This window comes from Pseudomonas lurida, assembly GCF_002563895.1.
Classification (GTDB): domain Bacteria; phylum Pseudomonadota; class Gammaproteobacteria; order Pseudomonadales; family Pseudomonadaceae; genus Aquipseudomonas; species Aquipseudomonas lurida.
Map to the genome: position 1 here is coordinate 2645434 of NZ_PDJB01000001.1, position 26137 is coordinate 2671570.

Sequence of the window (26137 nt, forward strand, 5' to 3'; positions counted from 1 at the left end):
GTGGGTGTCAGGCAACCGCTCAGTCGCGGTAAAACACCTGCACCAAGTGGTACCCAAACTTGCTTTTGATCGGCCCGTGAACCACTTTCACCGGCTTCTTGAAGATCACCGCATCAATCGCCCCCACCATCTGCCCGGGCCGCACTTCACCCAGGTCACCCCCGCGCTTGCCGGACGGGCAGGTGGAGTACTTCTTGGCCAGCACATCAAAGGCTTCGCCCTTGGCAATACGCTGCTTGAGCTGTTCGGCTTCTTCGCTGGTTTTCACCAGGATATGACGGGCTTGGGCTTTCATTGATCTCTACCAGGTGTGCGACGGCGCGCGATTATGCCTGAACTCATGGGTCAACGCTGATCATGCTGCGGATTTTGGTCGCCAGCACGTCGATGGAAAACGGCTTGGCCACCATGTCCATGCCGTCCTCCAGGAAGCCCTGGCGCTCGGCAGCTTTCTCGGCGTAACCGGTCATGAACAATACGCGCAGGCCTGGACGATGCTGGCGGGCGATCTCTGCCAACTGCCGGCCGTTCATGCCCGGCAGGCCGACATCGGTCACCAGCAAGTCGACGCGCAAATCCGATTCCAGCAGCGGCAGTGCGGTGCGCGCGTCCGCCGCCTGGTGCGCGGTGTAGCCCAGTTCGTCGAGTACATTGACCACCAGCATGCGCACCGCCGGGTCGTCCTCGACCACCACCACCGCTTCACCGGCCATGGCCACCGGCGCTTCGCTCAAGTGCGGCGGCAGGCTGCTCTCCAGCGCGGTGCCGTGCAGGCGCGGCAGGTACAGTCGCACACAGGTGCCCTGGCCCGGTTCGCTCTGGATGGTGACATGGCCGCCGGACTGCTGGGCAAAGCCGTAGATCATCGACAGGCCCAGGCCAGTGCCCTGGCCGATGGGCTTGGTGGTGAAGAAGGGGTCGAACGCCTTGGCGAGGATTTTCGGCGCCATGCCGGTGCCGTTGTCGCACACGCCGAGCATCACGTAGTCGCCGGCCTTGACCGGTTCCAGGGTGGTGATATCGGTGCCGTCCAGGTAGCTGTTGGCGGTTTCGATGAGTATCTCGCCGCCATCGGGCATCGCGTCACGGGCGTTGATCACCAGGTTGAGCAGGGCATTTTCGAGCTGGCTGGCGTCGGTGTTGACCGGCCAGATGTCGTTGCCCAGTTGCACCTTGAGTGCGATATGCGCGCCCTTGGTCCGTCGGAACAGGTCTTCCAGCGACGCCACCAATTGGTTGGGGTCGAGCGGGCGCCGATCCAGCGACTGGCGTCGCGAGAAGGCCAGCAGCCGGTGGGTAAGGGCGGCGGCGCGGTGGGCGGAGGACACGGCGGCGTCGGCAAAACGGCCGATATCATCGCTGCGCCCGGCGGCGATATAGCGCTGCATCAGGTCCAGGCTGCCGATGATGCCGGTGAGCATATTGTTGAAGTCGTGGGCGATACCGCCGGTGAGCTGACCCACCGCTTCCATCTTCTGCGCATGGCGCAGCGCGTCTTCGGCGCGTTCGCGTTCGAACATTTCGTTTTGCAGGCGCTGGTTGGCCTCTGCCAGTGCCTGGGTGCGCTGGGTCACGCGTTCCTCAAGGTTTTCGTTGAGGTGGCGCAGCGCTTCTTCGGTGAGTTTGCGTTCGGTCTCATCGATCACAAAGATGTAGAAACCATTCACCGAGCCATCATTGCTGAAACGCGGCAGGTACTTCATCAACGCATGCCGTGGCCGGCCGTCACGGTGCGGTGTCACGGTCATGAAGCTGCAAGCCTTGCCCTTGAGCGCGGCCGCGATCTTGTCCGCCCGCCCGGCATACACTTCGTCGCCGAGCACGTCGCGGATGGTCTTGCCGTACAGCTCCTGAGGCGTCATGCCGTACCACTCCAGGTACGCACTGTTGTTCAAGCGGAACCGCTCCTCATGGTCGACATAGCCAATCAGCACTGGCATGGCGTTGATGATCAGTTGCAGTTCGGTCTGGCTTTGGCGCAAGGCCTGCTCGGTGTGTTTGCGCTCGGTAAGGTCCAGCGCCGCGCCGAGGAACCGCGCCGGGCGACCCTGGTGGTCCTTGTAGCAACGGCCTCGGGCAAACACCCAGCGCACCTGGCCGTCGGCTTGCAGCAGACGGTATTCCTCGGCGTATTCCGTGCCGAAGGTGATGCAGTGCTTGATGCTGCGGGCCACCATGCTGCGGTCTTCGGGGTGTACGCCTTGCAGGTAGTCACTGATGGGCAGCCGGCCGGCCTCGCTCGGGTCGACACCGTGCAGGTAGGCGAAGTGCGCGTCGGCGATAAAGAGGTCTTCGCCGATATCCCAATCCCAGGTTCCTACGGCGTCGGTGGCGGCCAGCGCCAGTTGCAGGCGTTGCTCGGTGTTCTGCCGGGCCCTGCGCCGCTCGTTGGTTTCGATGGCGGTGACCAGGATCCCGGCCACACTGCCGCTCTCATCGCGGATCGGGCTGTAGGTCAGGTCCAGCCAGATTTCAGTGTCGCGATTATGCCGCTGCAGCACGAAGCGCTGCTCGCTGAAGGTGCGCACCTGGCCGCTGAGCACGGCGTCGTAGACCGGCGCGGTAAAGCTTTCGAGCTCCGGCCAGGTCTGGTGCGCAGGCTGCCCCATGGCCTCGGGGTGTTTGTTGCCCGCGAGCAAGGCGAAACCGTCGTTGTAGAGCTGCGTGAGCTGGCTGCCCCACAACAGGAGCATTGGCATTGGCGAATGGACGACGATATCCACGGCGGTGCGCAGGCTTTGTGGCCAATCATTGGCCTCACCGAGAGGGCTTTGTGCCCAGTCCAGCCGCGCGATCAATGCGGCGGCTTCGCTGCCGGTGGATGGTCCATTCATGAAAAAAACCCTGAGCGTAACGCTTTGAACGATGACAACACCCATTATCACGCGAGTCGGGAATGGGTGACCAGCCCCGAAAAATAGCATGCATTGTGAGTTTGTCTTCAAATGAGTCCGTCAGGGCTGAAACCTTTCATCCTTCCGCCAGCTCAGGGCGGTCGCGAAATTGGTCCAGGGCCTGTGGGTTGGCCAGGGCGTCCGTATTCTTCACGGGCTCGCCGTGCACCACGTTGCGCACCGCCAATTCAACGATCTTGCCGCTGATGGTGCGGGGGATATCGGTGACCGCGAGTATCTTCGCCGGGACGTGCCGCGGTGTGGTGTTGGCGCGGATCACCTGGCGGATCCGTTGCTCCAGCGGTTCATCCAGGTCAACCCCGTCATCGAGGCGCACGAACAACACCACGCGCACATCGTCTTGCCAGCGTTGGCCGATGGCCAGGCTTTCCAGCACCTGCGGGACCTTTTCCACCTGGCGATAGATTTCGGCCGTGCCGATGCGCACGCCGCCCGGGTTGAGCACGGCGTCGGAGCGCCCGTGAATCAGCAGGCTGCCATTGGGGCGTTGTTCGGCGTAGTCACCTTGAGCCCAGATGCCAGGGAATTGACTGAAGTAGGAGGCGCGAAGTTTCTGGCGGTCCGGGTCGTTCCACAGGCCGATGGGCATGGCCGGGAAGTGCCGGGTGCACACCAGCTCGCCTTTTTCACCAACCAGGGGGCGGCCCTGGTCGTCCCACACCTCGATGGCCATCGCCAGGCTCTTGCACTGCATTTCGCCGCGCCGCACGGGCAACACCGGGTTGCCGATCACAAAGCAGGAGACGATATCAGTGCCACCGGACATGGACGACAGGCACAGTTCGCCCTTGATCTCGCGGTACACGTAGTCGTAGCTCTGCGGCGACAGCGGCGAGCCGGTCGAAATCAGCCCCTTGAGGCTGCGCAGGTCGTGGCTCAGGCGCGGCCGCAGCCCGGCCTTTTCCAGCGTGGCGAGAAACTTGGGGCTGGTACCGAACACGCTGATTTTTTCCGCGTCGATCAGGTCGATCAGGCGCTCGGGGCCTGGATGAAACGGCGAACCGTCATACAGCACCGCCGTGGCGCCGATGGCCAGTACCGACACCAGCCAGTTCCACATCATCCAACCGCAGGTGGTGTAGTAGAACAGGCAGTCCTCGCGTGACAGGTCGGCATGCAGGCCGTGTTCCTTGAGGTGGGTGAGCAACACGCCGCCGGTGCCGTGGATGATGCACTTGGGCACACCCGTGGTGCCGCTGGAATAGAGGATGTACAGCGGATGATCGAACGGCACCGCGACGAATTCAGGCTCGCCGCCCGGCTGGTAGAAGTCCTGCCACAGCGCGGCGCCGGCTGGGGTTTGATAATCCTGCACCCGCGCCTGTGGCCTGGCGTACGGCACGATGATCAATTGCTCCAGGGACGGCAGGCGCGCGAGGATCTCATTGAGCTTGGCGGTCTGGTCGATGTCCTTGCCGGCATAGCGGTAACCGGCGCAGGTGATCAGCACCTTGGGTTCGATCTGGCCGAAACGGTCGATCACGCCCTGGGTGCCGAAGTCCGGGGATGAACACGACCAGATCGCGCCGAGGCTGGTGGTGGCCAGCATGCCCACCAGGGTCTGCCAAGTGTTGGGCATGCACGCCGCGACGCGGTCACCCACGCCGACGCCCGCGGCCCGCAGGCTTTGCTGCAGGCCGGCGACATGGGCGGCCAGCTCGGCGTAGGTCAATGCTTCGCGCTGGCCGTCTTCGCTGATGGCGATCACCGCAGGGTGATCATCGCGGCGGCGCAACAAGTGCTCGGCAAAGTTCAGGGTCGCGCCGGGAAACCACTGGGCGCTAGGCATTTCAGCGTCTTCGATCAGCACCGCCGTAGGTGGGCTGCGAAACTGCACGCCGAAGAACGCCACGATGGCCCGCCAGAAGTCCGGGCGCTGGTCGATGCTCCACTGGTGCAGGGCCGGGTAATCGTCGAGCTGCAGGCCGTAGCGCGCGTTGATGTAGCGTCGGAACTGGTCCATCCGCGTGTTGGCGATGCGTTCCGGGGAAGGTTGCCAGAGGATGTCGGACATACGCGAGTCTCTTGTTCTTATACAAATCGACCGGGTGTGGGAGCGGCGGTGCCTGCGCGACTGGGGTTTACTGCGCCAACCAGCCGCCGTCGATATTCCACGCCGCGCCGCGCACCTGGCTGCCGGCTTCGCTGCACAGGAACAACACCAGTTCGCCCAATTGTGGTGGCGTCACAAATGCCAGGGACGGCTGTTTCTCCGCCAGCAAATCATGTTGCGCCTGCTGCGGGTCCACGCCGCTGGCGGCGCGATCATCAATCTGTTTCTGCACCAGCGGCGTCAGCACCCAGCCGGGACAGATGGCGTTGCAGGTGACGTTGCTGGTGGCGGTCTCCAGGCCGACCACTTTGGTCAGGCCGATCACCCCGTGCTTGGCCGCCACATACGCCGCCTTGCCCACCGAACCGACCTGGCCGTGCACCGAGGCAATATTGACGATACGCCCCCAGCCCTTGGCCTTCATCCCCGGCAAGCTCAAGCGCGTGCTGTGGAACACCGACGACAGGTTGATCGCGATGATCGAGTCCCAGCGCTCGGCGGGGAAGTCTTCCACGGCCGCCACGTGCTGGATGCCGGCGTTGTTGACGAGGATGTCGACGCCGCCGAATTCACGCTCGGCATAGGCGAACATGTCGGCGATCTGCGCCGGGTCGCTGACGTCGGCCGGATGGTGGCCGACCTTGCCGCCCAAGGCCTGCACCTGGGCAACCACTGCGCTGGCGTCGCCGAAGCCGTTGAGGATCAGGTTGGCACCGGCCTTGGCCAGGCTCAAGGCGATGCCCAGGCCAATGCCGCTGGTGGAGCCAGTGACCAGGGCGGTCTTGCCGTTCAATGTCGTCATGAAAACCTCACACAATGCCAGTGGCGTAGAAAGTACCGATCACCACGAACACCGCGAGGGTCTTGATGATCGTGATACCGAAGATGTCCTTGTAGGCTTCGCGGTGGGTCAGCCCGGTCACCGCCAGCAGCGTGATCACCGCGCCGTTGTGGGGCAGGGTGTCCATGCCGCCGCTGGCCATGGCCGCGACGCGGTGCAGCACTTCAAGCGGGATATTGGCCGCATGGGCCGCCGAAATAAAGCTTTCGGACATGGCCGCCAAGGCAATGCTCATGCCGCCCGACGCGGAGCCGGTGATACCGGCCAGCAGGGTCACGGTGATCGCTTCGTTGACCAGCGGGTTGGGAATGCCCTTGAGCCAGTCGGCCAGCACCAGGAAGCCCGGCAGCGAGGCGATCACCGCACCAAAGCCGTATTCCGACGCGGTGTTCATCGCGGCGAGCAATGCACCGCTGACCGCGCTTTTGCTGCCTTCGGCGAGCTTGCTCTTGATCGCCGAGAAACCGAACACCAGCACCACGATAATCCCCACCAGCAAGGCCGCCTGCACCGCCCAGATCGCGGTGAGCTTGGCGATCTCGGTGGTGACCGGGGTACTCATGCCCGGCAGGCTGAGGCTGTGGGTCTTGCCGTACCACTGCGGGATCCAGTGGGTGAACAGCAGGTTCATCACGCCCACCAGGATCAGCGGCGACAGCGCGATCCATGGGTTGGGCAGGGTGAGGTTCTCGGCAGTCTCCGGCTCGTTACGCAGCTCGGTGCCGTACCCTTCACCCGCACGCTGGGCCTTGTTGCGCTGGCGGGCCAGGTACAGCATGCCGGTGCAGAACACGAAGATCGTACCAATCAGGCCCAGCCATGGCGCGGCCCAGGCCGTGGTGTTGAAGAACGTGCTGGGGATGATGTTCTGGATCTGCGGCGTGCCGGGCAGGGCGTCCATGGTGAACGAGAACGCGCCAAGGGCAATGGTCGCCGGGATCAGGCGCTTGGGGATATTGCTCTGGCGGAACATCTCCGCCGCGAACGGGTACACCGCGAACACCACCACGAACAGCGACACGCCGCCATAGGTGAGCAGGGCGCAGACCAGCACGATCACCAGCATGGCCTGGCGCGTGCCGAGCAAGCGAATGGCCGCCGCCACGATCGAGCGTGAAAAGCCCGACAGCTCGATCAGCTTGCCGAACACCGCACCCAGCAGGAACACCGGGAAATACAGTTTGATGAAGCCGACCATTTTTTCCATGAACACCCCGGTAAAGGCAGGCGCGACGGCAGAAGGGTCGGTAAGCAGGACAGCGCCGAGGGCGGCGATGGGGGCAAACAGGATAACGCTATAGCCACGGTAGGCAGCCAGCATCAGCAGCGCGAGGGCTGCCAGGGCAATGATCACACTCATGGTGTGTCTCCATCGGATTGTTATTTTTGTGGGGTGACGCGGTGGGAAGGGCTATAGCGAGATGTGTGCCAACAACCCAAGTGTTTGAAATATAAGGGTTAATTATAGATTTTGGATGACAGTCATCAATTTAGTCTCTTATTTGAGACAAATGCAGATCAAATGTGGGAGCGGGCTTGCCCGCGAAGGGGGGGAGCCAGAAAGAAACGCTTTGCTGATACACCGAATTCGCGGGCAAGCCCGCTCCCACATTGGAATGTCTTTGTATGTGGAATAGTGTCTCTTTATCGAGATTACGTAAGGTCCAACGCCACCATCTTCTTGTAGAGCGTCGAGCGGCCAAGCCCCAACCGCTTGGCCGCCTCTACGACATTCCCGTCACAGGCCCTCAAGGCCGCGCTGATCACCTGCCGATCAAACCGCTCCCGCGCCGCACTGAAACTCTCCCCCTCCACTGGCGCCATCGCGCTGCCGCGTTGCACCGGGGTGAAGGTACCTATTGCCGCCCGAATCTCGGCGGCATTCAACACCAGGTCATCACTCAGCAACGCGGCCCGTTCCAGTACGTTGCGCAACTCGCGGATATTCCCCGGCCACGCATGCTGTGCCAGCAGTGCCAACGCCTCACGGTCCAGTTCATGCTGGCTGCGCAGCTCCTCCAGGATTGCCTCGCTCAACGCCGGAATGTCTTCCAGTCGCTCACGCAACGGCGGCACCTGGATCGGCAGCACATTCAGGCGGTAATACAGGTCGGCACGGAACTCGCCGCGCTTGATCGCCGCTTCCAGGTCCAGGGAGGTGGCTGCAATTACCCGTACATCGCTGTGCAGCATCTCGTTGGAGCCGACCGGCTCGAATTCCTTTTCCTGCAACACCCGCAGGAGTTTGCTTTGCAGCGGCAGGGGCATGTCGCCGATTTCATCGAGGAACAAGGTGCCGCCCTGGGCAATCTGGAATTTGCCCGGACGGCCCTTGCGGTCGGCGCCGGTAAAGGCGCCTGGTGCGGTGCCGAAAAACTCGGCTTCCAGCAGGTCGGCAGGAATGGCGGCGCTGTTGATACTCACAAAGGCCTTGTGTGCACGGCTGGAGGCGCCGTGAATCGCCTGGGCCAGCAACTCCTTGCCGGTACCGGTCTCGCCCAGCAGCAGTACCGGCGATTCAGCGCTCGCACTGCGTCGCGCCCGGCGTTTCACTTCGAGGCTGGCCGCGCTGGTGCCAATGAAATGCGCGAAGTTGTACTTGCTCTGGCGTGAGCGCAGCAACGAGCGCGTCGAAGCCAACTCTTGCTGCATGCTCAGGTAGCGTTCGATCAGTGGCGAGAGGTTGCGCAGCTCATCGAACAACGCAAACCCGATCGCCCCGATCACCGCGCCGGCCTCGTTGTGGATCGGCAAGCGCATCACCACCAACGGACCTTTGGGCGTGTCCTGGATATCCAGCAGGATCGGCTGATCATTGCGCACCACCTGGCGCAACAGGCTGTTGGAAATCACGTGTTCGCAGGGTTGGCCAATGGCTTCGTCGGCGCTCTTGAGCCCGAAGCGCTTGGCGTAGCGCTCGTTCATCCACACGATATTGGCGTCGCGATCGACAATCACCGTGCCTTCGCTGGACTGCTCGATGATCTCGAACAGCGACTGGATGGCCAGGCCGCGCACCTGTTGGTAGTCCTTGAGGTTATCGGTGATGTTCATGTTCAGGCTACCAACACAAATTGGACATGGATTCGCGACCCTGGTGGGAGCGGGCGTGTTTACAAGGGGATGTGCGCCGCTGCCAGCAGCTCTTTGGTGTACGGATGTTGCGGTGCATCGAACACCTCATGGCTCGCGCCGCGCTCCACCACCTTGCCGTCCTTGATCACGATCATGTCATGGGCCATGGCGCGTACCACGGCCAGGTCATGGCTGATAAACAAGTAGGTCAGGCCGTATTTGTCTTGCAGTTCACGCAGCAACGCCACCACTTGTTTCTGCACGGTGCGGTCGAGGGCCGAGGTGGGTTCGTCGAGCAGCATCAGTGCCGGCTTGAGCACCAGGGCGCGGGCGATGGCGATGCGCTGGCGCTGCCCACCGGAAAACTCGTGGGGGTAGCGGTGGCGACTGGCGGGGTCGAGGCCTACGTCCTTGAGCACCTGGATCACTTGCGCATCGCGGTCGGCCAGGCTGCACGGTGCGTGCACCTCCAGGCCTTCGCTGATGATCTGCTCTACGGTCATGCGCGGGCTGAGGCTGCCGTAAGGGTCCTGGAACACCACCTGCATCTGCTTGCGCCACGGGCGCATTTGCTGAGGGTTCAGCGGGTCGAGGGCTTCCCCCTGGAAGCGGATACTGCCGGTGGAATCCAGCAGCCGCAGGATCGCCTGGCCCAATGTGGACTTGCCGGAACCGGACTCGCCAACAATTCCCAGGGTCTTGCCGCGTTGCACGCTGAGGCTGATGCCATCTACCGCCCGCAGGTAGGTCTTGCGTCGAAACAGCCCGCCGCTGAGGGGGAATTGCACGGTGAGGTCGTCCACCTGCAGTACCGTTTCGCGCACATCGCTGCACAGCGCCTCAGCGTCCGGCTCCGCATCCAGCAGCAGGCGGCTGTACGGGTGCTGCGGCGCATTGAACAGGGTCTGGCAGTCGGCCTGCTCGACAATCTCGCCGGCCCGCATCACGCACACGCGCTGGGCAATGCTGCGCACCAGGTTAAGGTCGTGGCTGATCAGCAGCAACGACATGCCCAGGCGTTCCTGCAGGGACTTGAGCAGCAGCAGGATCTTGCGCTGCACCGTCACGTCCAGCGCGGTAGTGGGTTCGTCAGCGATCAGCAGTTCCGGCTCGCACGCCAGGGCCATGGCGATCATCACGCGTTGGCGCTGGCCACCGGACAGCTGATGGGGATAGGCCTTGAGTCGCTCCTGGGGTTTCTGGATGCCCACCAGCTCGAGCAATTCGAGGATGCGCGCCTGCGCCGCCTTGCCGCCCATGCCCTTGTGCAGCAGCAGGGTTTCACCGATCTGCTTTTCGATGCTGTGCAACGGGTTGAGGGAGGTCATCGGCTCCTGGAAGATCATTGCAATGCGGTTGCCGCGCAGCTTTTGCAAGGTGGCGGCCGAAGCCCCCACCAATTCCTGGCCGCGGTACGTGATGGAACCGGTGGTTTCGGTACCGGCCTGCGGGAGCAATTGCAGGATCGAATGGGCCGTCACCGACTTGCCCGAGCCTGACTCGCCTACCAGCGCCAGGCATTCGCCGGCGCGCACGTCCAGGCACAGGTTGCGCACCACCGTCTGGCTGCTGAAGGCGACACTGAGGTCGCGGATTTCGATCAGGTTCATATGCGGTCACTCATGAGCGTGGGTCGAAGGCATCACGTAATGCCTCGCCGATAAAGACCAGCAGCGACAGGATCAGCGCCAGTGTGAAGAACGCCGTCAGGCCCAGCCATGGCGCTTGCAGGTTCTGCTTGCCCTGGGCGATCAGTTCACCCAGCGAGGCGCTGCCTGCGGGCATGCCAAAGCCGAGGAAATCCAGGGCGCTTAGCGTAGAAATCGCCCCGGTCAGGATAAACGGCAGGTAGCTCAAGGTGGCGGTCATGGCGTTGGGCAGGATATGCCGGCGAATGATCTTGCCGTCGCCCAGGCCCAATGCCCGTGCGGCCTTGACGTATTCCAGGTTGCGCCCGCGCAGGAACTCGGCGCGCACCACGTCCACCAGGGCCAGCCAGGAAAACAGCGCCATGATCCCCAGCAACCACCAGAAATTCGGCTCCACGAAGCCCGACAGGATGATCAGCAGGTACAGCACCGGCAGACCGGACCACACTTCAAGCACGCGCTGGCCAATCAAGTCCACCCAGCCACCGTAATAGCCCTGCAACGCACCCGCGGCAATGCCGATGGCGGCGCTGATTGCCGTCAGTGCCAGGGCAAACAGGATCGACACCCGTGCGCCAAAGATCACCCGCGCCAGCACATCGCGCGATTGGTCATCGGTGCCCAGCCAGTTGACCGCCGAGGGCGGGCTGGGGGCAGGGCGGGTCAGTTCGTAGTTGGGCGTGTCGTCGCTGAACGGGATCGGCGGGAACAGCATCCAGCCGCCGTCCTGCTTGATCAGCTTTTGCACGTAGTCACTGCGGTAGTCGGCCTGGAACGGCAACTGGCCGCCGAACTGTTGCTCGGTGTAACGCTTGAACACCGGGAAATACAGTTCGTTCTTGAAGCTCAGCACCAAGGGCTTGTCATTGGCGATCAACTCGCCGCCGAGGGTCAGGATAAACAGGCCGATAAACAGCCACAGCGACCACCAGCCACGACGATTCTTCTTGAACCGCTCAAAACGCCGACGCGCCACGGGAGACAGGTTAAGCATCAGGCGTTCCTCGCGGCAAAGTCGATACGCGGGTCCACCAGGGTGTAGCAGAGGTCACCGATGAGTTTTATCAGGAGGCCGAACAGCGTGAAGATAAACAGCGAGCCGAACACCACCGGATAATCGCGGGACACCGCTGCTTCGTAGCTCATGCGGCCCAGGCCATCGAGGGAGAAGATCACCTCGATCAGCAGGGAGCCGGCAAAGAATACGGCGATGAACGCCTGGGGAATGCCCGAGATCACCAGCAACATGGCATTGCGGAACACATGCCCGTACAGCACGCGTCGTTCGCTCAAACCCTTGGCGCGCGCGGTCACCACGTACTGGCGCGTGATTTCATTGAGGAACGAGTTCTTGGTCAGGATGGTCAGCGTGGCAAAGCCGCCGATGACCAGCGAGGTGACCGGCAGTACCAAGTGCCAGAAATAGTCGGCGATCTTGCCCACGGTGCTCAACTCGTCGAAGTTCTCCGACACCAGCCCGCGTACCGGGAACCAGTTCAGTGACGTGCCGCCGGCAAAGACCACGATCAGGAACATCGCGAACAGGAACGCCGGCATGGCATAGCCGATGACGATCGCGGTGCTGCTCCATACGTCGAAGCTGCTGCCATGGCGCACCGCCTTGCGAATCCCCAAGGGGATCGACACCAGGTAGGTGATCAGCGTGGCCCACAGGCCGAGGGAAATGGTCACCGGCATTTTTTCGAGGATCAGGTCGATCACCGTCTTGCCACGAAAGAAGCTGTTGCCGAAGTCCAGCTGGGCGTAACTCTTGAGCATCAGCCACAGGCGTTCCGGCGCGGGCTTGTCGAAGCCGTACTGCTTTTCGATGTCGGCAATCAGCTTCGGGTCCAGGCCACGGCTGGCGCGGGAACCGCCGCTGATGCCCTCGCCGGATGAGCCGCCAACGCCACCGCCGCCAATCCCTTGCAGGTGGGCGATGGCTTGTTCCACCGGGCCGCCGGGGGCGGCCTGCACGATCACGAAATTCACCAGCAAGATGATCACCAGCGTCGGGATGATCAGCAGCAGGCGCCGCACGATATAGGCAAACATCAGCGCGCACCTCCGCGTTTTTTCAGCTCAGCGTTCATTTGCTCGTTCGTCAGGGGCGTGGGGCTGATTTCCCACCAGGTTTCCAGGGCTTCGTCGTTTTTGGCCTCGATGGCCGGGCGGCCGAAGCGGTTCCACCACGCGGCCGAGGTGCCGGGCGGGTAGTAATTGGGGATCCAGAGGTAATTCCATTGCAGCACCCGGTCCAGCGCGTGGGCGTAGGTGAGCATCTGCGCCTGGGTGTCGGCCTTGACCAGCCCCTTGATCAGGCTGTCGACGGCCGGGTCCTTGAGCACCATGTAGTTGTTGGCGCCGGGATCAAAGGCAGCGGCTGAGCCGAAGTAGTTGTACAGCTCCATGCCGGGTGACGTGGTGACCGGGAAGCCGGTGACGATCATGTCGTAGTCGCGCGCCATCACGCGGTTCACATACTGCGAGGAGTCGATACGGCGAATATTCAGGGTGATGCCTATCTGCGCCAGGTTGCGCTTGTAAGGCAGCAACAGGCGCTCCATGCCGCTCTGGGCATTGAGGAACGTAAATTCCAGCGGCTCGCCTTCGGCATTCACCAGCTTGTCACCCTCGGGTTTCCAGCCGGCTTCCTCCAGCAATGCCAGGGCTTGCAACTGCTTGTCGCGGATCATGCCGCTGCCGTCGGTGACCGGCGCCTTGAACACCTGGGTGAATACCTCGTCCGGCACTTGGCCGCGCAACGGTTCAAGAATCGCGAGTTCCTCCTGGGTCGGCGGCTGGCTGGCGGCCAGCGGGCTGTTGGAGAAGAAGCTCTGCTGACGGATGTACATGTTTCGCATCATCTGCCGGTTGGCCCATTCGAAGTCCCACAGCATCGCCAGGGCCTGACGCACGCGGCGATCCTTGAACATCGGTTTTTGCACGTTGAATACATAGCCTTGTGCCGGTTGCGGCATCTCCTTGGCCAAGTGTGCGCGTTGCAAGCGACCGTCATCCAGGGCGGGGCCGTTGTAGCCGATGGAATACCCAGTGGCGGAAAATTCGCGGTTGAAATCGTAGGCGCCGCCGCGCAATACCTGGCGGGCCACTTCGGTGTCGCCGAAGTATTCCAGGCTCAGGTGATCGAAGTTGTACAGGCCACGGCTGACCGGCAAGTCCTTGCCCCACCAGTTCGGGTCGCGGGTAAAGGTGATGGTGCTGCCGGAGTCGATCTTACTGACCTTGTACGGGCCGCTGCCCAGTGGCGCTTCATACCCGCCGCCGTTGGCGAAGTCGCGGGTTTTCCACCAATGCTCGGGGAACACCGGCAGGGTGGCAATATCCAGGGGCAGCGTGCGGTTTTCATTGCTGGAGAAGTCGAAGCGCACCTGGCGCTCGCTTTCGACTTCGACGTGCTTGACGTCGGCGAACAGGGTGCGAAAGCGCAGGCTGCCTTGGGTCATCAACAGGTCGAAGCTATAGCGCACGTCTTCGGCGGTGATCGGCTTGCCATCGGCGAAGCGTGCCTTGGGGTTGAGGAAGAACCGCAACGACAGGCCATCGTCGGCGCGTTCCATCTTCTCGGCGACCAGGCCGTAGACCGTGTAGGGCTCGTCCAGGGAACGCTGGGCCAGGGGCGCATAGAGCCAGCCGTCGACCTGGGAAACGCCGATGCCTTTGTCGATATAGGGCAACACATGGTCAAAGCGCCCGATCTCGATGGCCGAGCGGCGCAGGCTGCCGCCCTTTGGGGCATTGGGGTTGGCGTAGTCGAAATGGGTAAAGCCGGCGGGGTACTTGGCCGGTTCGCCGTACACCGTCAGGTACGGTTGGGGCGCCGCGATCACGGCGGAGCTGGCCAGCAGTAGGGCCAGGGTCGAGCTCAGCATGTAGGAAAAAGCCAATCGCATTGTCAGCCTTGAACGCCGTATGGAGAAGAAAAGGGATTTGTACGCTAACGGCATCAGCGTCGCCAGTCATCGCATGCACAACGGCCCACCAAAAGGCGGGCCGTTGTTTATAGCATCAGCACAGACTGGATCAGTCTTGGCGGCTGGTGACTTCCAGCAGGTGGTAGCCGAACTGGGTTTTTACCGGGCCTTGCACGGTGTTGACCGGGGCGCTGAATACGACGGTGTCGAATTCCTTGACCATCTGGCCTGGACCGAACGAACCCAGGTCACCACCTTGGCGGCTGGATGGGCAGCTGGAGTTGGCTTTGGCGACTTCTGCGAAATCAGCGCCGCCTTCGATTTGGGCTTTGAGTTCGTTGCACTTGTCTTCGGTGGACACGAGGATATGACGGGCGGTGGCTTTGGCCATGGTATGTAACTCCTTGAGTAAAAAGGGTGAGCGTACCGGATTCAGGCGGTTATTTCCTGGCAAAGTTCCGTGGGCGGGATGGCTGGTAGGTTGATTGGGGGCATATCCGTTTCTGCGGTAACGGCGGGTCACTTTGGAAAAAGCCGGAATGCCGGCCCAGCCAAAAGTCACCAAGAGGGTTCTTGCCCCAAACCCCTGTCGAATTCCAGCCAGCGTGTTTAACAGGGCGCCTAAGATCAAGATCACAAGCGCGGCGGCCTTAGAACCGACCGGTGACTCAGCGTCGACCTCGGTCAAAGGTGGGAGCTGGCTTGCCTGCGATGGCATCCACCGGGTGTGCCTGATGTACCGCGGTGTTTGCATCGCAGGCAAGCCAGCTCCCACAGAAAAGCAATCTGCGGCCCACGGATTCAAGCCTGCGTTCAGGCACATCGAGCCTAAGCGAGGTGCCGAGTGTTGGGGCAAGAGCCCTTGGGTTATTTTGGACTGAGCCGGCATTCCGGCTTTTTCCAAAGTGACCCGCCGTTACCGCAGAAACGAATAGGTGCCCAGTCAACCGCCAACAACAGGCACCAAAAACGCCGCTTCCAGCAACTGTCGCGTATACCCATGCTGTGGCGCAGCAAATATCCCCGCCGCATCCCCCTGTTCCACCACCTGTCCATGCTTCACCACCATCAACTGATGGCTCAACGCCTTGACCACCGCCAAGTCATGGCTGATAAACAGATAGGTCAAGTTGTACTTGGCCTGCAAACTGCGCAACAACTCCACCACCTGCCGCTGCACCGTGCGATCCAGCGCGGACGTCGGCTCATCCAGCAAAATCAGGCGCGGTTTAAGCACCAGCGCCCGGGCAATGGCAATGCGCTGGCGCTGGCCACCCGAAAACTCATGCGGGTAGCGGTGCCGCGATTCCGGATCCAACCCCACTTCCTTGAGCGCCGCAATAATCGCCGCTTCTTGCTCGGCCGGCGTGCCCATCTTGTGGATACGCAACCCTTCACCGACGATCTCGCTGACACACATCCGCGGGCTCAAGCTGCCGAACGGATCCTGGAACACCACCTGCATTTCCCGACGCAACGGGCGTACCTGCTGCTGGGTGAGACGATCCAGTTGCTGGCCTTCAAACCGAATCCCGCCCTTGCTGGCGATCAGTCGCAAAATCGCCAGGCCCAAGGTGGATTTGCCCGAGCCACTTTCGCCGACGATGCCCAGGGTTTGTCCCTGGGGCAGGCTGAAGTTGATGCCGTCCACTGCCTTGACGTAATCGACAGTGTTGCGCAAAAAGCCCTTCTTGATCGGGAACCACACTTTCAGGTCATCGACTTCCAGCAACGGCGGGCCGATCACGTTGGTTGCCGGGCCGCCGCTGGGCTCCGCCGCCAACAGTTCCTGGGTGTACGGATGCTGGGGCGACTGGAACAGCGTCTCGCAATCGGCTTGCTCGACAATGCAACCCTTTTGCATCACACACACGCGGTGGGCGATGCGTCGCACCAGGTTCAAGTCGTGGCTGATCAGCAGCAGTGCCATGCCCAGGCGCGCCTGCAGTTCCTTGAGCAATTCCAGGATCTTCAACTGCACCGTCACATCGAGCGCCGTGGTGGGCTCATCGGCGATCAGCAATTCCGGCTCATTGGCCAATGCCATGGCAATCATCACTCGCTGGCGCTGGCCGCCGGACAGTTCATGGGGCAAGGCCTTGAGGCGCTTGTGCGGCTCGGGAATGCCCACCAGTTCGAGCAACTCCAGGGTGCGCTGGGTGGCCACCTTGCCGGTGAGCCCCTTGTGCAGGCCCAGCACTTCGTTGATCTGCTTCTCGATGTTGTGCAGCGGGTTGAGCGAGGTCATCGGCTCCTGGAAGATCATCGCAATGCGGTTGCCGCGAATGTGGCGCAGGGTTTTTTCTTTCAGCGTCAGCAGGTCCTGCCCGGCATAGTTGATGGTGCCGGAGGGGTGTCGCGCCAGGGGGTAGGGCAGCAGGCGCAGGATCGAGTGGGCGGTCACCGATTTGCCGGAGCCGCTTTCACCGACCAGGGCCAGGGTTTCGCCGCGCTTGATATCGAAGCTGACGTTGTTCACCACGCGATGGTGATGGTCGCCCGTGACGAACTCGACGGAGAGGTCGCGGACTTCGATCAGATTGTCCTGATTCATCTCATTTCCTCGGGTCGAAGGCATCGCGAGCGGACTCGCCGATAAACACCAGTAAACTCAACATGATCGCCAGCACGGCAAAGGCACTCATGCCCAGCCACGGGGCTTGCAGGTTGGATTTGCCTTGGGCCACCAATTCCCCCAGCGACGGCGAACCGGCCGGCAGGCCAAAGCCGAGGAAGTCCAGGGCGGTGAGCGTGCCGATGGCGCCGGTGAGAATGAACGGCATGAAGGTCATGGTCGAGACCATCGCATTGGGCAGGATATGCCGGAACATGATCGCGCCGTTCTGCATGCCCAATGCCCGGGCGGCGCGTACGTATTCCAGGTTGCGCCCGCGCAGGAACTCGGCACGCACCACGTCCACCAGGCTCATCCAGGAAAACAGCAGCATGATCCCCAGCAACCACCAGAAGTTGGGCTGCACGAAGCTGGCGAGGATGATCAACAGGTACAACACCGGCAAGCCGGACCAGATCTCCAGGAAGCGCTGCCCGGCCAGGTCGACCCAGCCGCCGTAGAACCCCTGCAAGGCCCCGGCGATCACGCCGATGATCGAGCTGAGCACGGTAAGGGTGAGGGCAAACAGCACCGACACGCGAAACCCGTAGATCACCCGCGCCAGCACATCGCGGCCCTGGTCATCGGTACCCAGCAAATTAATTGAAGAGGGCGGCGCGGGGGCGGGCACCTTGAGGTCATAGTTGATGCTTTGGTAGCTGAACGGGATCGGCGCCCACAAGGTCCAGGCATCCTTGGCCTTGAGCAGTTCCTGGATATACGGGCTCTTGTAGTTGGCCTCCAGCGGGAATTCACCGCCAAAGGTGGTCTCCGGGTAGCGCTTGAGCGCCGGGAAGTACCAGCCACCGTCGTAGTGCACGGCCAGTGGCTTGTCGTTGGCGATCAGCTCGGCGCCCAGGCTCAGCACGAACAGGATCAGGAACAGCCACAGCGACCACCAGCCGCGCTTGTTGGCCTTGAACCGCTCGAACCGGCGGCGATTGAGGGGGGACAGGTTCATCTCAATGCTCCCGGCTGGCAAAGTCGATACGCGGATCGACCAGGGTGTAGGTGAGGTCGCCGATCAGTTTCACGATCAGCCCCAGCAGGGTGAAGATAAACAGCGTGCCGAACACCACCGGGTAGTCCCGGTTGATCGCCGCTTCAAAGCTCATCAGCCCCAGGCCGTCGAGGGAGAAGATCACCTCCACCAGCAACGAGCCGGTGAAGAAGATGCCGATGAACGCCGAGGGGAAACCGGCGATTACCAACAGCATCGCGTTGCGGAACACATGGCCGTACAGCACGCGGTGGTTGGTCAGGCCCTTGGCTTTGGCCGTGATCACGTATTGCTTGTTGATCTCGTCGAGAAAGCTGTTTTTGGTCAGCAGGGTCATGGTCGCGAAGTTGCCGATCACCAGCGCGGTGATTGGCAGCGCCAGGTGCCAGAAGTAATCGAGGATCTTGCCGCCCCAGCTCAGCTCGTCGAAGTTGTTCGACGTGAGCCCACGCAAAGGGAACCAGTCGAAATAACTGCCCCCGGCAAACACCACGATCAGCAGGATCGCAAACAGGAACGCCGGGATCGCGTAGCCGACGATGATTGCCGAACTGGTCCACACGTCGAAATGGCTGCCGTGGCGCGTGGCCTTGGCGATCCCCAGGGGGATCGACACCAGGTACATGATCAGCGTGCTCCATAACCCGAGGGAGATGGACACCGGCATCTTTTCCTTGATCAGGTCGATGACTTTGGCATCACGGAAGAAGCTGTCGCCAAAATCCAGTTGGGCGTAGTTCTTGACCATGATCCACAAACGTTCCGGCGCCGATTTGTCGAAGCCGTACATCTTCTCGATTTCCTTGATCAGCGCCGGGTCCAGGCCCTGGGCGCCGCGGTAGCTGCTGGAACCGGCGACCGAGACTTCGGCACCACCGCCGGCAATGCGGCTGGTGGCCCCTTCAAAGCCTTCGAGCTTGGCGATCATCTGTTCCACCGGGCCACCGGGGGCGGCCTGGATGATGACGAAGTTGATCAGCAGGATCCCGAACAGCGTGGGAATGATCAGCAGCAGGCGGCGAAAGATATAGGCCAGCATTTAATCGCCTCCGCTCGCCGGGTCGGCGGTCTGGGTGGTGTCGAGTGAGACTGCCGGTTTGGCGTCGGGTTTGGCCCACCAGGTGGCGGTGCCGACATCGTAGCGCGGCGGGACTTTGGGGTGGCCCAGGTGGTCCCAGTACGCCACGCGGAAGGTCTTGATGTGCCAGTTCGGGATCACGTAGTAGCCGAACTGCAATACGCGGTCCAAGGCCTTGGCATGCGCTACCAGGCTTTTGCGCGAATCGGCGTCGATCAGCTCTTCCACCAGTTGGTCGATGGCCGGGTCCTTGAGGCCCATGTAATTGCGGCTGCCTGGTTTGTCGGCGCTGGAGGACTTCCAGAATTCCCGTTGTTCGTTACCCGGTGAGGTCGACTGCGGAAAGCTGCCCACCAGCATGTCGAAGTCCCGCGAGCGAATGCGGTTGACGAATTGCGAGACGTCAACCCGGCGGATCACCAAGTCAATGCCCAGGTCGGCCAGGTTGCGCTTGAACGGCAGCAGGATGCGTTCGAACTCGGTCTGTGCCAGCAGGAACTCGATTTTCACCGGTTTGCCGGTGGTATCGACCATCTTGTCATCGACGATGCGCCAGCCGGCTTCCTGCAGCAGTTGATAGGCTTCGCGTTGCTGGGTGCGGATCATGCCGCTGCCGTCGGTCTTGGCCGGTTCGAAGGCCTGGGTGAAGACTTCGGGCGGGATCTTGTCGCGCAGCGGCTCGAGGATCTTCAGCTCGTCCGGGCCGGGCAGGCCGGTGGCGGCCATCTCCGAGTTTTCGAAGTAGCTGCGGGTGCGGGTATAGGCGCCGTTGAACAGTTGCTTGTTGCTCCACTCGAAATCCAGCAACAGGCTGATGGCCTTGCGCACGCGCACGTCCTGGAACATCGGTTTGCGCATGTTGAACACGAAGCCCTGCATCCCGGTCGGGTTGCCGTTGGGGATTTCTTCCTTGATCAGGCGGCCTTCGGTCACGGCGGGAATGTTGTAGGCATTGGCCCAGTTCTTCGCGCTGAATTCCAGCCAGTAGTCGAACTGCCCGGCCTTCAAGGCTTCCAGTGACACGGTGCTGTCGCGGTAATAGTCGGTAATGCGGTTGTCGAAGTTGTAGAAGCCCTTGGCGACCGGCAGGTCCTTGGCCCAATAATCCTTGACCCGCTCGTAGCGGATCATGCGCCCGGCCTTCACCTCGGCGACCTTGTACGGCCCGCTGCCCAGCGGTACTTCGAGGTTGCCCTTGGCGAAGTCGCGGGTGGCCCACCAATGCTTGGGCAATACCGGCAGTTGCCCAAGGATCAGCGGCAGTTCGCGGTTATTGGTGCGCTTGAACTTGAACAGCACCTTCAGCGGGTCTTCGGCTACCACTTCGTCGACGTCGGCGTAATAGGTGCGGTAGATCGGCGAGCCTTCCTTGATCAGTTCCTGAAAGGTAAACACCACGTCTTCGGCGCGGATCGGGTGACCATCATGGAAGCGCGCTTCGGGGCGCAGGTAGAAGCGCACCCAGCTGTTGTCCGGGGCTTTTTCGATCTTGCCGGCGACCAGGCCGTATTCGGTGATGGGTTCATCCAGGCTTTGCATGGCCAGGGTGTCGTAGATCAGGCCGAGGTTGTCGGCCGGTACGCCCTTGCTGATGTAGGGGTTGAGGCTGTCGAACCCGCCCATGGCCGACTCGCGGAATGTGCCGCCCTTGGGCGCATCCGGGTTGACGTAGTCGAAGTGCTTGAAGTCGGCGGGGTATTTCGGCGGTTCGTTGTACAGCGTCAGCGCATGTTGCGGGGCGGCTTGGGCCACGGTGCACAGCAGAAGGCTGCCGAGCAGGGCAGTACGCAAATACATCATTGGGCTTTCTCCGAAGCTTTCAGCCACCATGCACTCAGGCCCAGGCTGTAGGGCGGCGTGGTGACAAAGGCGAACCGGTTGCGGTACGCCAGGCGATGATAGTTGAGGTACCAATTGGGAATGCTGTAGTGCTGCCACAGCAGCACCCGGTCCAGGGCACGGCCGGCCGCCAGTTGCTCCTCGCGGGTCTTGGCTGCCAGCAGTTGTTCGAGCAGGTGGTCGACAATCGGGTTGGCGATGCCTGCGTAGTTCTTGCTGCCTTTGATCGCGGCCTGGCTGGAGTGGAAGTACTGCCACTGCTCAAGGCCCGGGCTCAAGGTCTGGTTGAGGGTGATCAGGATCATGTCGAAGTCGAACTGATCCAGGCGCTGCTTGTACTGGGCGCGGTCGACGGTACGCAGGCGCGCGTCGATGCCAATGCTGATCAGGTTTTCGACGTAGGGCTGCAGGATGCGCTCTAGGTTCGGGTTGACCAGCAGGATCTCGAAGCGCAGCGGTTGGCCGTCCTTGTTGAGCAGCCGTTGGCCCGACAGTTTCCAGCCCGCTTCGCCGAGCAAGGCCAGGGCATTGCGCATGGTCTCGCGGGGAATGCCACGCCCGTCGGTCTGGGGCAGGCTGAAAGGTTGGGTAAACAGGTTGGCCGGCAATTGCTCGCGAAAGGGCGAGAGCATCAGCCATTCATGGCCGGTTGGAACGCCGGTCGCGGAGAATTCGCTGTTGGGGTAATAGCTCAAGGTGCGTTTGTAGGCGCTGCTGAACAGCGTGCGGTTGGTCCATTCGAAGTCGAACATCAGCCCCAGGGCTTCGCGTACCTTGGTCTGGCTGAAGGTCGGCCGCCGCGTGTTCATGAACAGGCCCTGGCTCTGGGTAGGAATCTGGTGGGCGATCTGCGCCTTGATCACCTCACCCCGGTTCACCGCCGGGAAGGTGTAGCCATTCGCCCAGTTCTTGGCCTGGTGTTCGATATAGATATCAAATTCACCGGCCTTGAAGGCTTCGAAGGCCACATCGCTGTCGCGGTAGAACTCCACCTCGACCTTGTCGTAGTTGTAGAAACCCTGGTTGACCGGCAGGTCCTTGCCCCAGTAGTCCTTGACGCGTTCGAACACCAGTTGCCGACCAGGACTGACCTTGGTGATGCGGTATGGCCCGCTGCCCAAGGGCGGTTCGAAGGTAGTGGCCTTGAAGTCGCGGTTTTTCCAATAGTGCTGGGGCAACACCGGCAGCTCGCCCAGGCGCAGGATCAGCAACGGGTTGCCGGCACGCTTGAACACGAAGCGAATGCGGTGACGGTTGAGGATATCCACGCGCGCCACTTCCTGCAGGTTGGTGCGGTATTGCGGATGGCCTTCGGTCAGCAGGGTGCGATAGGAAAATGCCACGTCATAGGCGGTGATCGGCTTGCCATCGTGGAAACGGGCTTCCGGGCGCAGGTTGAATACCACCCAACTGCGGTCTTCGCTGTATTCCACCGATTGGGCGATCAGCCCATAACTGGAGGTAGGCTCATCGCCAGAGGGCGCGTAGAGCCCCGTGCCGACCATCAACGGCTCATTCAGCTCATTGACGCCGTATTGCAGGAAGTTGGGGGTGGAGACCGGGCTGGAGCCCTTGAACGTGTAGGGGTTGAGGGTATCGAAGGTGCCAAAGGCCATGACCCGCAAGGTCCCGCCTTTCGGCGCTGCAGGGTTTACCCAATCGAAGTGGGTGAATTTGGCCGGGTACTTGAGCCTGCCGAACTGCGTATAACCGTGGCTCTCGGTAATCGTCGCGTTCGCCGCAAAGCTCAAGGCCAGACTTATTAGTAGAAGGAGGGGATGCTTCAAGTCAGGGATCCGATCCAGGCAGCTTGGGCTTTATGATCGGTACAGTAACAGCTTGTTCCGGTTGGAAAAAGGCCGTTGGGAAGGCCCTGCCGAGGGCTGGTGCGGTATTGGAGGGGGTGGCGATCAAATGGGGGCGCTGGCTTGCCTGCAATAGCATCGGCTCGGTATCACTGATACACCGAGGCGTTTGCATCGCAGGCAAGCCAGCTGCCACGCAGGCTCGCGTTTACCCGGCTTATCGTGGCCCGGAAACCACCAGCATCTGCCCAGGCTTGAGCGCCTGGCCAGTACGGGGGTTCCAGCGCTTGAGATGTTGCATCTCGACATTGAAGCGCTTGGCGACGATGTACAGCGAGTCGCCTTTCTTGACCTTGTATTGCACCGGCTTCTTGCTGTCAGCCTTGGCCACGAGCTTGCGCGTGTCCTGCATCACCAGGGTCTGGCCGACCTTGAGGGCCTGGCCGTTGAGCTTGTTCCAGCGCTGCAGGTCATGCACGTCGACCTTGTTGGCCTTGGCGATCAGCGTCAGGTTGTCGCCACTGCGCACTTTATAACTGCGGGTACGCCCGGCAACGCGCGCGGTCTCGACTTCGTCGAACACCTGCTTTTTGGGGCGCATCGCCAGTAACTCTTCCGGCTTCATCGTCGAAAGGGTGCTGGTGAGCAGCTGCGCCTTGGAACTTGGCACCAGCAAATGCTGGGGACCGTCCAGGGTGGTGCGTTGTTTCAGCGCCGGGTTGAGCTGGAACAGCTCGTCTTCGTCGATCTCGGCCAGCGCGGCGACCCGCGACAGGTCCATGCTTTGCTTGACTTCAACCACTTCGAAGTACGGCGTGTTGGCAATCGGGTTCAGGTTGACGCCATAGGCCTCGGGCGCCAGCACCACCTGGGACAGCGCCAGGAACTTGGGCACGTAGTCCTTGGTTTCCTGGGGCAGGGGCAGGTTCCAGTAGTCGGTCGGCAGGCCAAGCTTCTCGTTGCGCTCGATCGCCCGGCTCACCGTGCCTTCGCCGGCGTTATAGGCGGCGAGGGCCAGCAGCCAGTCACCGTTGAACATGTCGTGCAGGCGGGTCAGGTAGTCGAGGGCAGCGGTGGTGGAGGCGGTGATGTCGCGTCGGCCGTCGTAGGCGCGGGTCTGGCGCAGGTTGAAGTAGCGCCCGGTGGAGGGGATGAACTGCCACAAACCGACCGCATCGCTGCGCGAATAGGCCATCGGGTTGTAGGCACTTTCTATCACTGGCAGCAGCGCCAGCTCCAGGGGCATGTTGCGTTCTTCAAGGCGTTCGACGATGTAGTGTATGTAGAGGCTGCCGCGTTCTCCGGCGTTCTCCAGGAAGGAAGGGTTGCTGGCGAACCACAATCGCTGTTGCTCGATTCGCGGGTTGACGCCTACGCCTTCCTGTAATTGAAAGCCCCGTCGCATGCGTTCCCAGACATCCTGGGGCGCTTCGGGAGTGGGCTTCTCTGAAAGCCAGATGACCGGCTTCTGCTTGATCTTGGCGTTAAGGTTAGGCTTGGGTTGCACGGTGGATTGTGCGGTGAAATTGGTTGATTGGCAGCCCGCCAGCGTGGCGGACACAGCCACCGCCACAGCTTGAGCCAGGCGGGTCAATGCGTCTGAATGGTTGGATTTACGAATAGATGACGACATTGGCTGGAAGTAAGTTCCGGGCAAAAATGTCGGGCGATTCTAGAAACCCGTTTGGTTCCGGTCAACCATTCAGAAAATACGTATCAGATCGCTTCCGCTTAGAACTTATCTTTCCAAGCCCTCAGGCTAGCAAACACCTCGGCCCCAGAGCGGTTGTCGCGGCCATTCCGTTCGTCCGCTTTTTGTTTAACGGATGTTTCAGAGGTGCGCAGAAAAGGGTTGGTCAGCCGTTCCAAGGCCAGGTTGGAAGGCAGCGTGATCTCGCCACGGGCCCGGAGTTGGCGGACGCTTTCCATCCGTTCGGCGATATCGGCGTTGTCCGGTTCCACCGCCTGGGCGAACGCGAGGTTACTTTGGGTGTACTCGTGGGTGCAGTACACCAGGGTGTCGGCGGGCAGGGCGGCCAACCGTTCGAGGGAGGCGTACATCTGTTCCGGCGTGCCTTCGAACAGGCGACCGCAACCGGCGGCGAACAGGGTGTCGCCGCAAAACAGCACGCCCTGGTGATAAAAGGCAATATGGCCCAGGGTGTGGCCGGGCACCGTATAAATGTCGAAGTCCCAGCCGAGCACCGTGATGCGGTCGTTGTCGTTCAACGCCACGTCGCGTGCCGGGATCTTCTCGCCGGCCGGGCCGTAGACCTTGGCGTCGGTCACGCCTTTGAGCTGTTCGACACCGCCGACGTGATCATGGTGGTGGTGGGTGATGAGGATATCGCTGAGGCGCCAGCCAGGGTTCTGCTTGAGCCAGGCCAGCACAGGTGCCGCGTCGCCGGGGTCGACCACGGCGCAGCGTTGGGTGCTTGGGTCCTGTAACAACCAGATGTAGTTATCGGTGAAGGCGGGCAGGGCACTGATCTGTATCATTCTTCGATTCGCCAAGCTGAACACATTGGTGCATCTTAGAACGTCTAGGCGAGTTGGAGAATGCAATGACTGATAAAGCGTTCGCCCAGGCTGATCCTGAGTGGCTGGCCCTGATCAGCGCAGCCCGTGAATGGCTGTCCGGTCCCATCGGGCAATTTCTGCTGGACGAAGAGCGGCGCATGCTCGAGGACGAGCTGGGCCGGTTCTTTGGTGGCTACCTGGTGCATTACGGCCCTTCGGCCGAAACGCCGCCCTCTGCGCCCCAGGTGCAGCGCAATGTGCGCTTGGGGGCACCGTTGCCGGGGGTGGAGATTGTCTGCGAAGAACAGGCCTGGCCGTTGAGCGAGCACGCTGCTGACGTGGTGGTGTTGCAGCATGGCCTGGATTTCTGCCTGTCGCCCCATGGCTTGCTGCGCGAAGCGGCGAGCAGCGTACGACCCGGTGGCCATTTGTTGATTGTGGGGATCAACCCCTGGAGCAGTTGGGGCTTGCGCCATGCGTTCGCCCACGACGGCCTGCGCCAGGCGCGCTGTATCTCGCCGCAACGGGTGGGCGACTGGCTGAACCTGTTGGGCTTCGCGCTGGAGAAACGCCGCTTCGGGTGCTATCGTCCGCCGCTTGCGTCGACCAAGTGGCAAGGCCGCCTGGCCGGTTGGGAGCGCCGCGCAGGTGCCTGGCAGTTGTCGGGTGGCGGCTTCTATCTGCTGGTGGCGCGCAAGATCGTGGTTGGGCTGCGGCCGGTGCAGCAGGTGCGTCGCGAGCCGATGGGCAAGCTGGTGCCGATCCCGATGGCCAAGGTCAACCGCAAGCAAAGCGATGCGTAACCCTTTTCTA

General features: G+C 61.8%; 19 protein-coding genes. 1 reads left to right on the forward strand and 18 read right to left on the reverse strand.

The features are described 5' to 3' along the window. Positions 1-19: 19 nt before the first annotated feature. From ATH90_RS11955 to gloB, 18 genes are all read right to left on the reverse strand, one after another. On the reverse strand, positions 20-295 hold the full coding sequence (locus ATH90_RS11955; protein ID WP_003174397.1) for a peptidylprolyl isomerase: 276 nt from the start codon (positions 293-295) through the stop codon (positions 20-22). Between the two features lie 43 nt (positions 296-338). After that, positions 339-2834, reverse strand: coding sequence for a PAS domain-containing sensor histidine kinase (locus tag ATH90_RS11960; RefSeq protein WP_098466347.1), 2496 nt, complete (start codon positions 2832-2834; stop codon positions 339-341). Between the two features lie 136 nt (positions 2835-2970). Next, complete coding sequence (locus ATH90_RS11965) at positions 2971-4929, reverse strand: acetoacetate--CoA ligase (RefSeq protein ID WP_098466348.1); 1959 nt, start codon at positions 4927-4929, stop codon at positions 2971-2973. A 67-nt stretch (positions 4930-4996) separates the two neighbouring features. Further along, a complete protein-coding gene (hbdH, locus tag ATH90_RS11970; RefSeq protein WP_034104510.1) occupies positions 4997-5770 on the reverse strand; it encodes a 3-hydroxybutyrate dehydrogenase in 774 nt (257 codons plus the stop codon). A 7-nt stretch (positions 5771-5777) separates the two neighbouring features. Then, on the reverse strand, positions 5778-7169 hold the full coding sequence (locus tag ATH90_RS11975; RefSeq protein ID WP_034104512.1) for a GntP family permease: 1392 nt from the start codon (positions 7167-7169) through the stop codon (positions 5778-5780). A gap of 293 nt (positions 7170-7462) precedes the next feature. After that, entirely contained in the window at positions 7463-8863 is a 1401-nt protein-coding gene (locus tag ATH90_RS11980; protein WP_098466349.1) for a sigma-54 interaction domain-containing protein, read from the reverse strand. A 59-nt stretch (positions 8864-8922) separates the two neighbouring features. Next, on the reverse strand, positions 8923-10494 hold the full coding sequence (locus ATH90_RS11985) for an ABC transporter ATP-binding protein (protein ID WP_098466350.1): 1572 nt from the start codon (positions 10492-10494) through the stop codon (positions 8923-8925). A 10-nt stretch (positions 10495-10504) separates the two neighbouring features. Continuing rightward, positions 10505-11527, reverse strand: coding sequence for an ABC transporter permease (locus ATH90_RS11990; protein WP_034104518.1), 1023 nt, complete (start codon positions 11525-11527; stop codon positions 10505-10507). Continuing rightward, positions 11527-12588, reverse strand: coding sequence for a microcin C ABC transporter permease YejB (locus tag ATH90_RS11995; RefSeq protein WP_034104519.1), 1062 nt, complete (start codon positions 12586-12588; stop codon positions 11527-11529). The genes ATH90_RS11990 and ATH90_RS11995 overlap by 1 nt, the downstream gene beginning before the upstream one ends. Next, positions 12588-14447: an extracellular solute-binding protein gene (locus ATH90_RS12000; RefSeq protein WP_034104520.1), complete on the reverse strand. Its 1860-nt coding sequence runs from the start codon at positions 14445-14447 to the stop codon at positions 12588-12590. The genes ATH90_RS11995 and ATH90_RS12000 overlap by 1 nt, the downstream gene beginning before the upstream one ends. A gap of 130 nt (positions 14448-14577) precedes the next feature. Then, the gene (locus ATH90_RS12005) at positions 14578-14859 is read right to left on the reverse strand and encodes a peptidylprolyl isomerase (protein ID WP_003174386.1); all 282 of its coding nucleotides are present in this window, start codon (positions 14857-14859) and stop codon (positions 14578-14580) included. Between the two features lie 552 nt (positions 14860-15411). Continuing rightward, positions 15412-17022, reverse strand: coding sequence for an ABC transporter ATP-binding protein (locus ATH90_RS12010; RefSeq protein WP_034104521.1), 1611 nt, complete (start codon positions 17020-17022; stop codon positions 15412-15414). A 1-nt stretch (position 17023) separates the two neighbouring features. Then, positions 17024-18043: an ABC transporter permease gene (locus ATH90_RS12015; RefSeq protein WP_098466352.1), complete on the reverse strand. Its 1020-nt coding sequence runs from the start codon at positions 18041-18043 to the stop codon at positions 17024-17026. 1 nt (position 18044) lies between these two features. After that, a complete protein-coding gene (locus ATH90_RS12020; protein WP_034104524.1) occupies positions 18045-19121 on the reverse strand; it encodes a microcin C ABC transporter permease YejB in 1077 nt (358 codons plus the stop codon). Beyond that, the gene (locus ATH90_RS12025; protein ID WP_034104526.1) at positions 19122-20960 is read right to left on the reverse strand and encodes an extracellular solute-binding protein; all 1839 of its coding nucleotides are present in this window, start codon (positions 20958-20960) and stop codon (positions 19122-19124) included. Beyond that, the gene (locus ATH90_RS12030) at positions 20957-22786 is read right to left on the reverse strand and encodes an extracellular solute-binding protein (protein ID WP_034104528.1); all 1830 of its coding nucleotides are present in this window, start codon (positions 22784-22786) and stop codon (positions 20957-20959) included. Before ATH90_RS12030 ends, ATH90_RS12025 begins: the two co-directional genes overlap by 4 nt. Before the next feature lie 235 nt (positions 22787-23021). Next, complete coding sequence (locus tag ATH90_RS12040) at positions 23022-24437, reverse strand: lytic transglycosylase domain-containing protein (protein WP_034104530.1); 1416 nt, start codon at positions 24435-24437, stop codon at positions 23022-23024. A gap of 98 nt (positions 24438-24535) precedes the next feature. Continuing rightward, positions 24536-25303, reverse strand: coding sequence for a hydroxyacylglutathione hydrolase (gene gloB, locus ATH90_RS12045; protein WP_098466353.1), 768 nt, complete (start codon positions 25301-25303; stop codon positions 24536-24538). Positions 25304-25368: 65 nt separating this feature from the next. Here gloB and ATH90_RS12050 point away from each other — a divergent pair, with 65 nt between their 5' ends. Then, complete coding sequence (locus tag ATH90_RS12050; protein WP_034104534.1) at positions 25369-26127, forward strand: class I SAM-dependent methyltransferase; 759 nt, start codon at positions 25369-25371, stop codon at positions 26125-26127. Positions 26128-26137 lie beyond the last annotated feature (10 nt).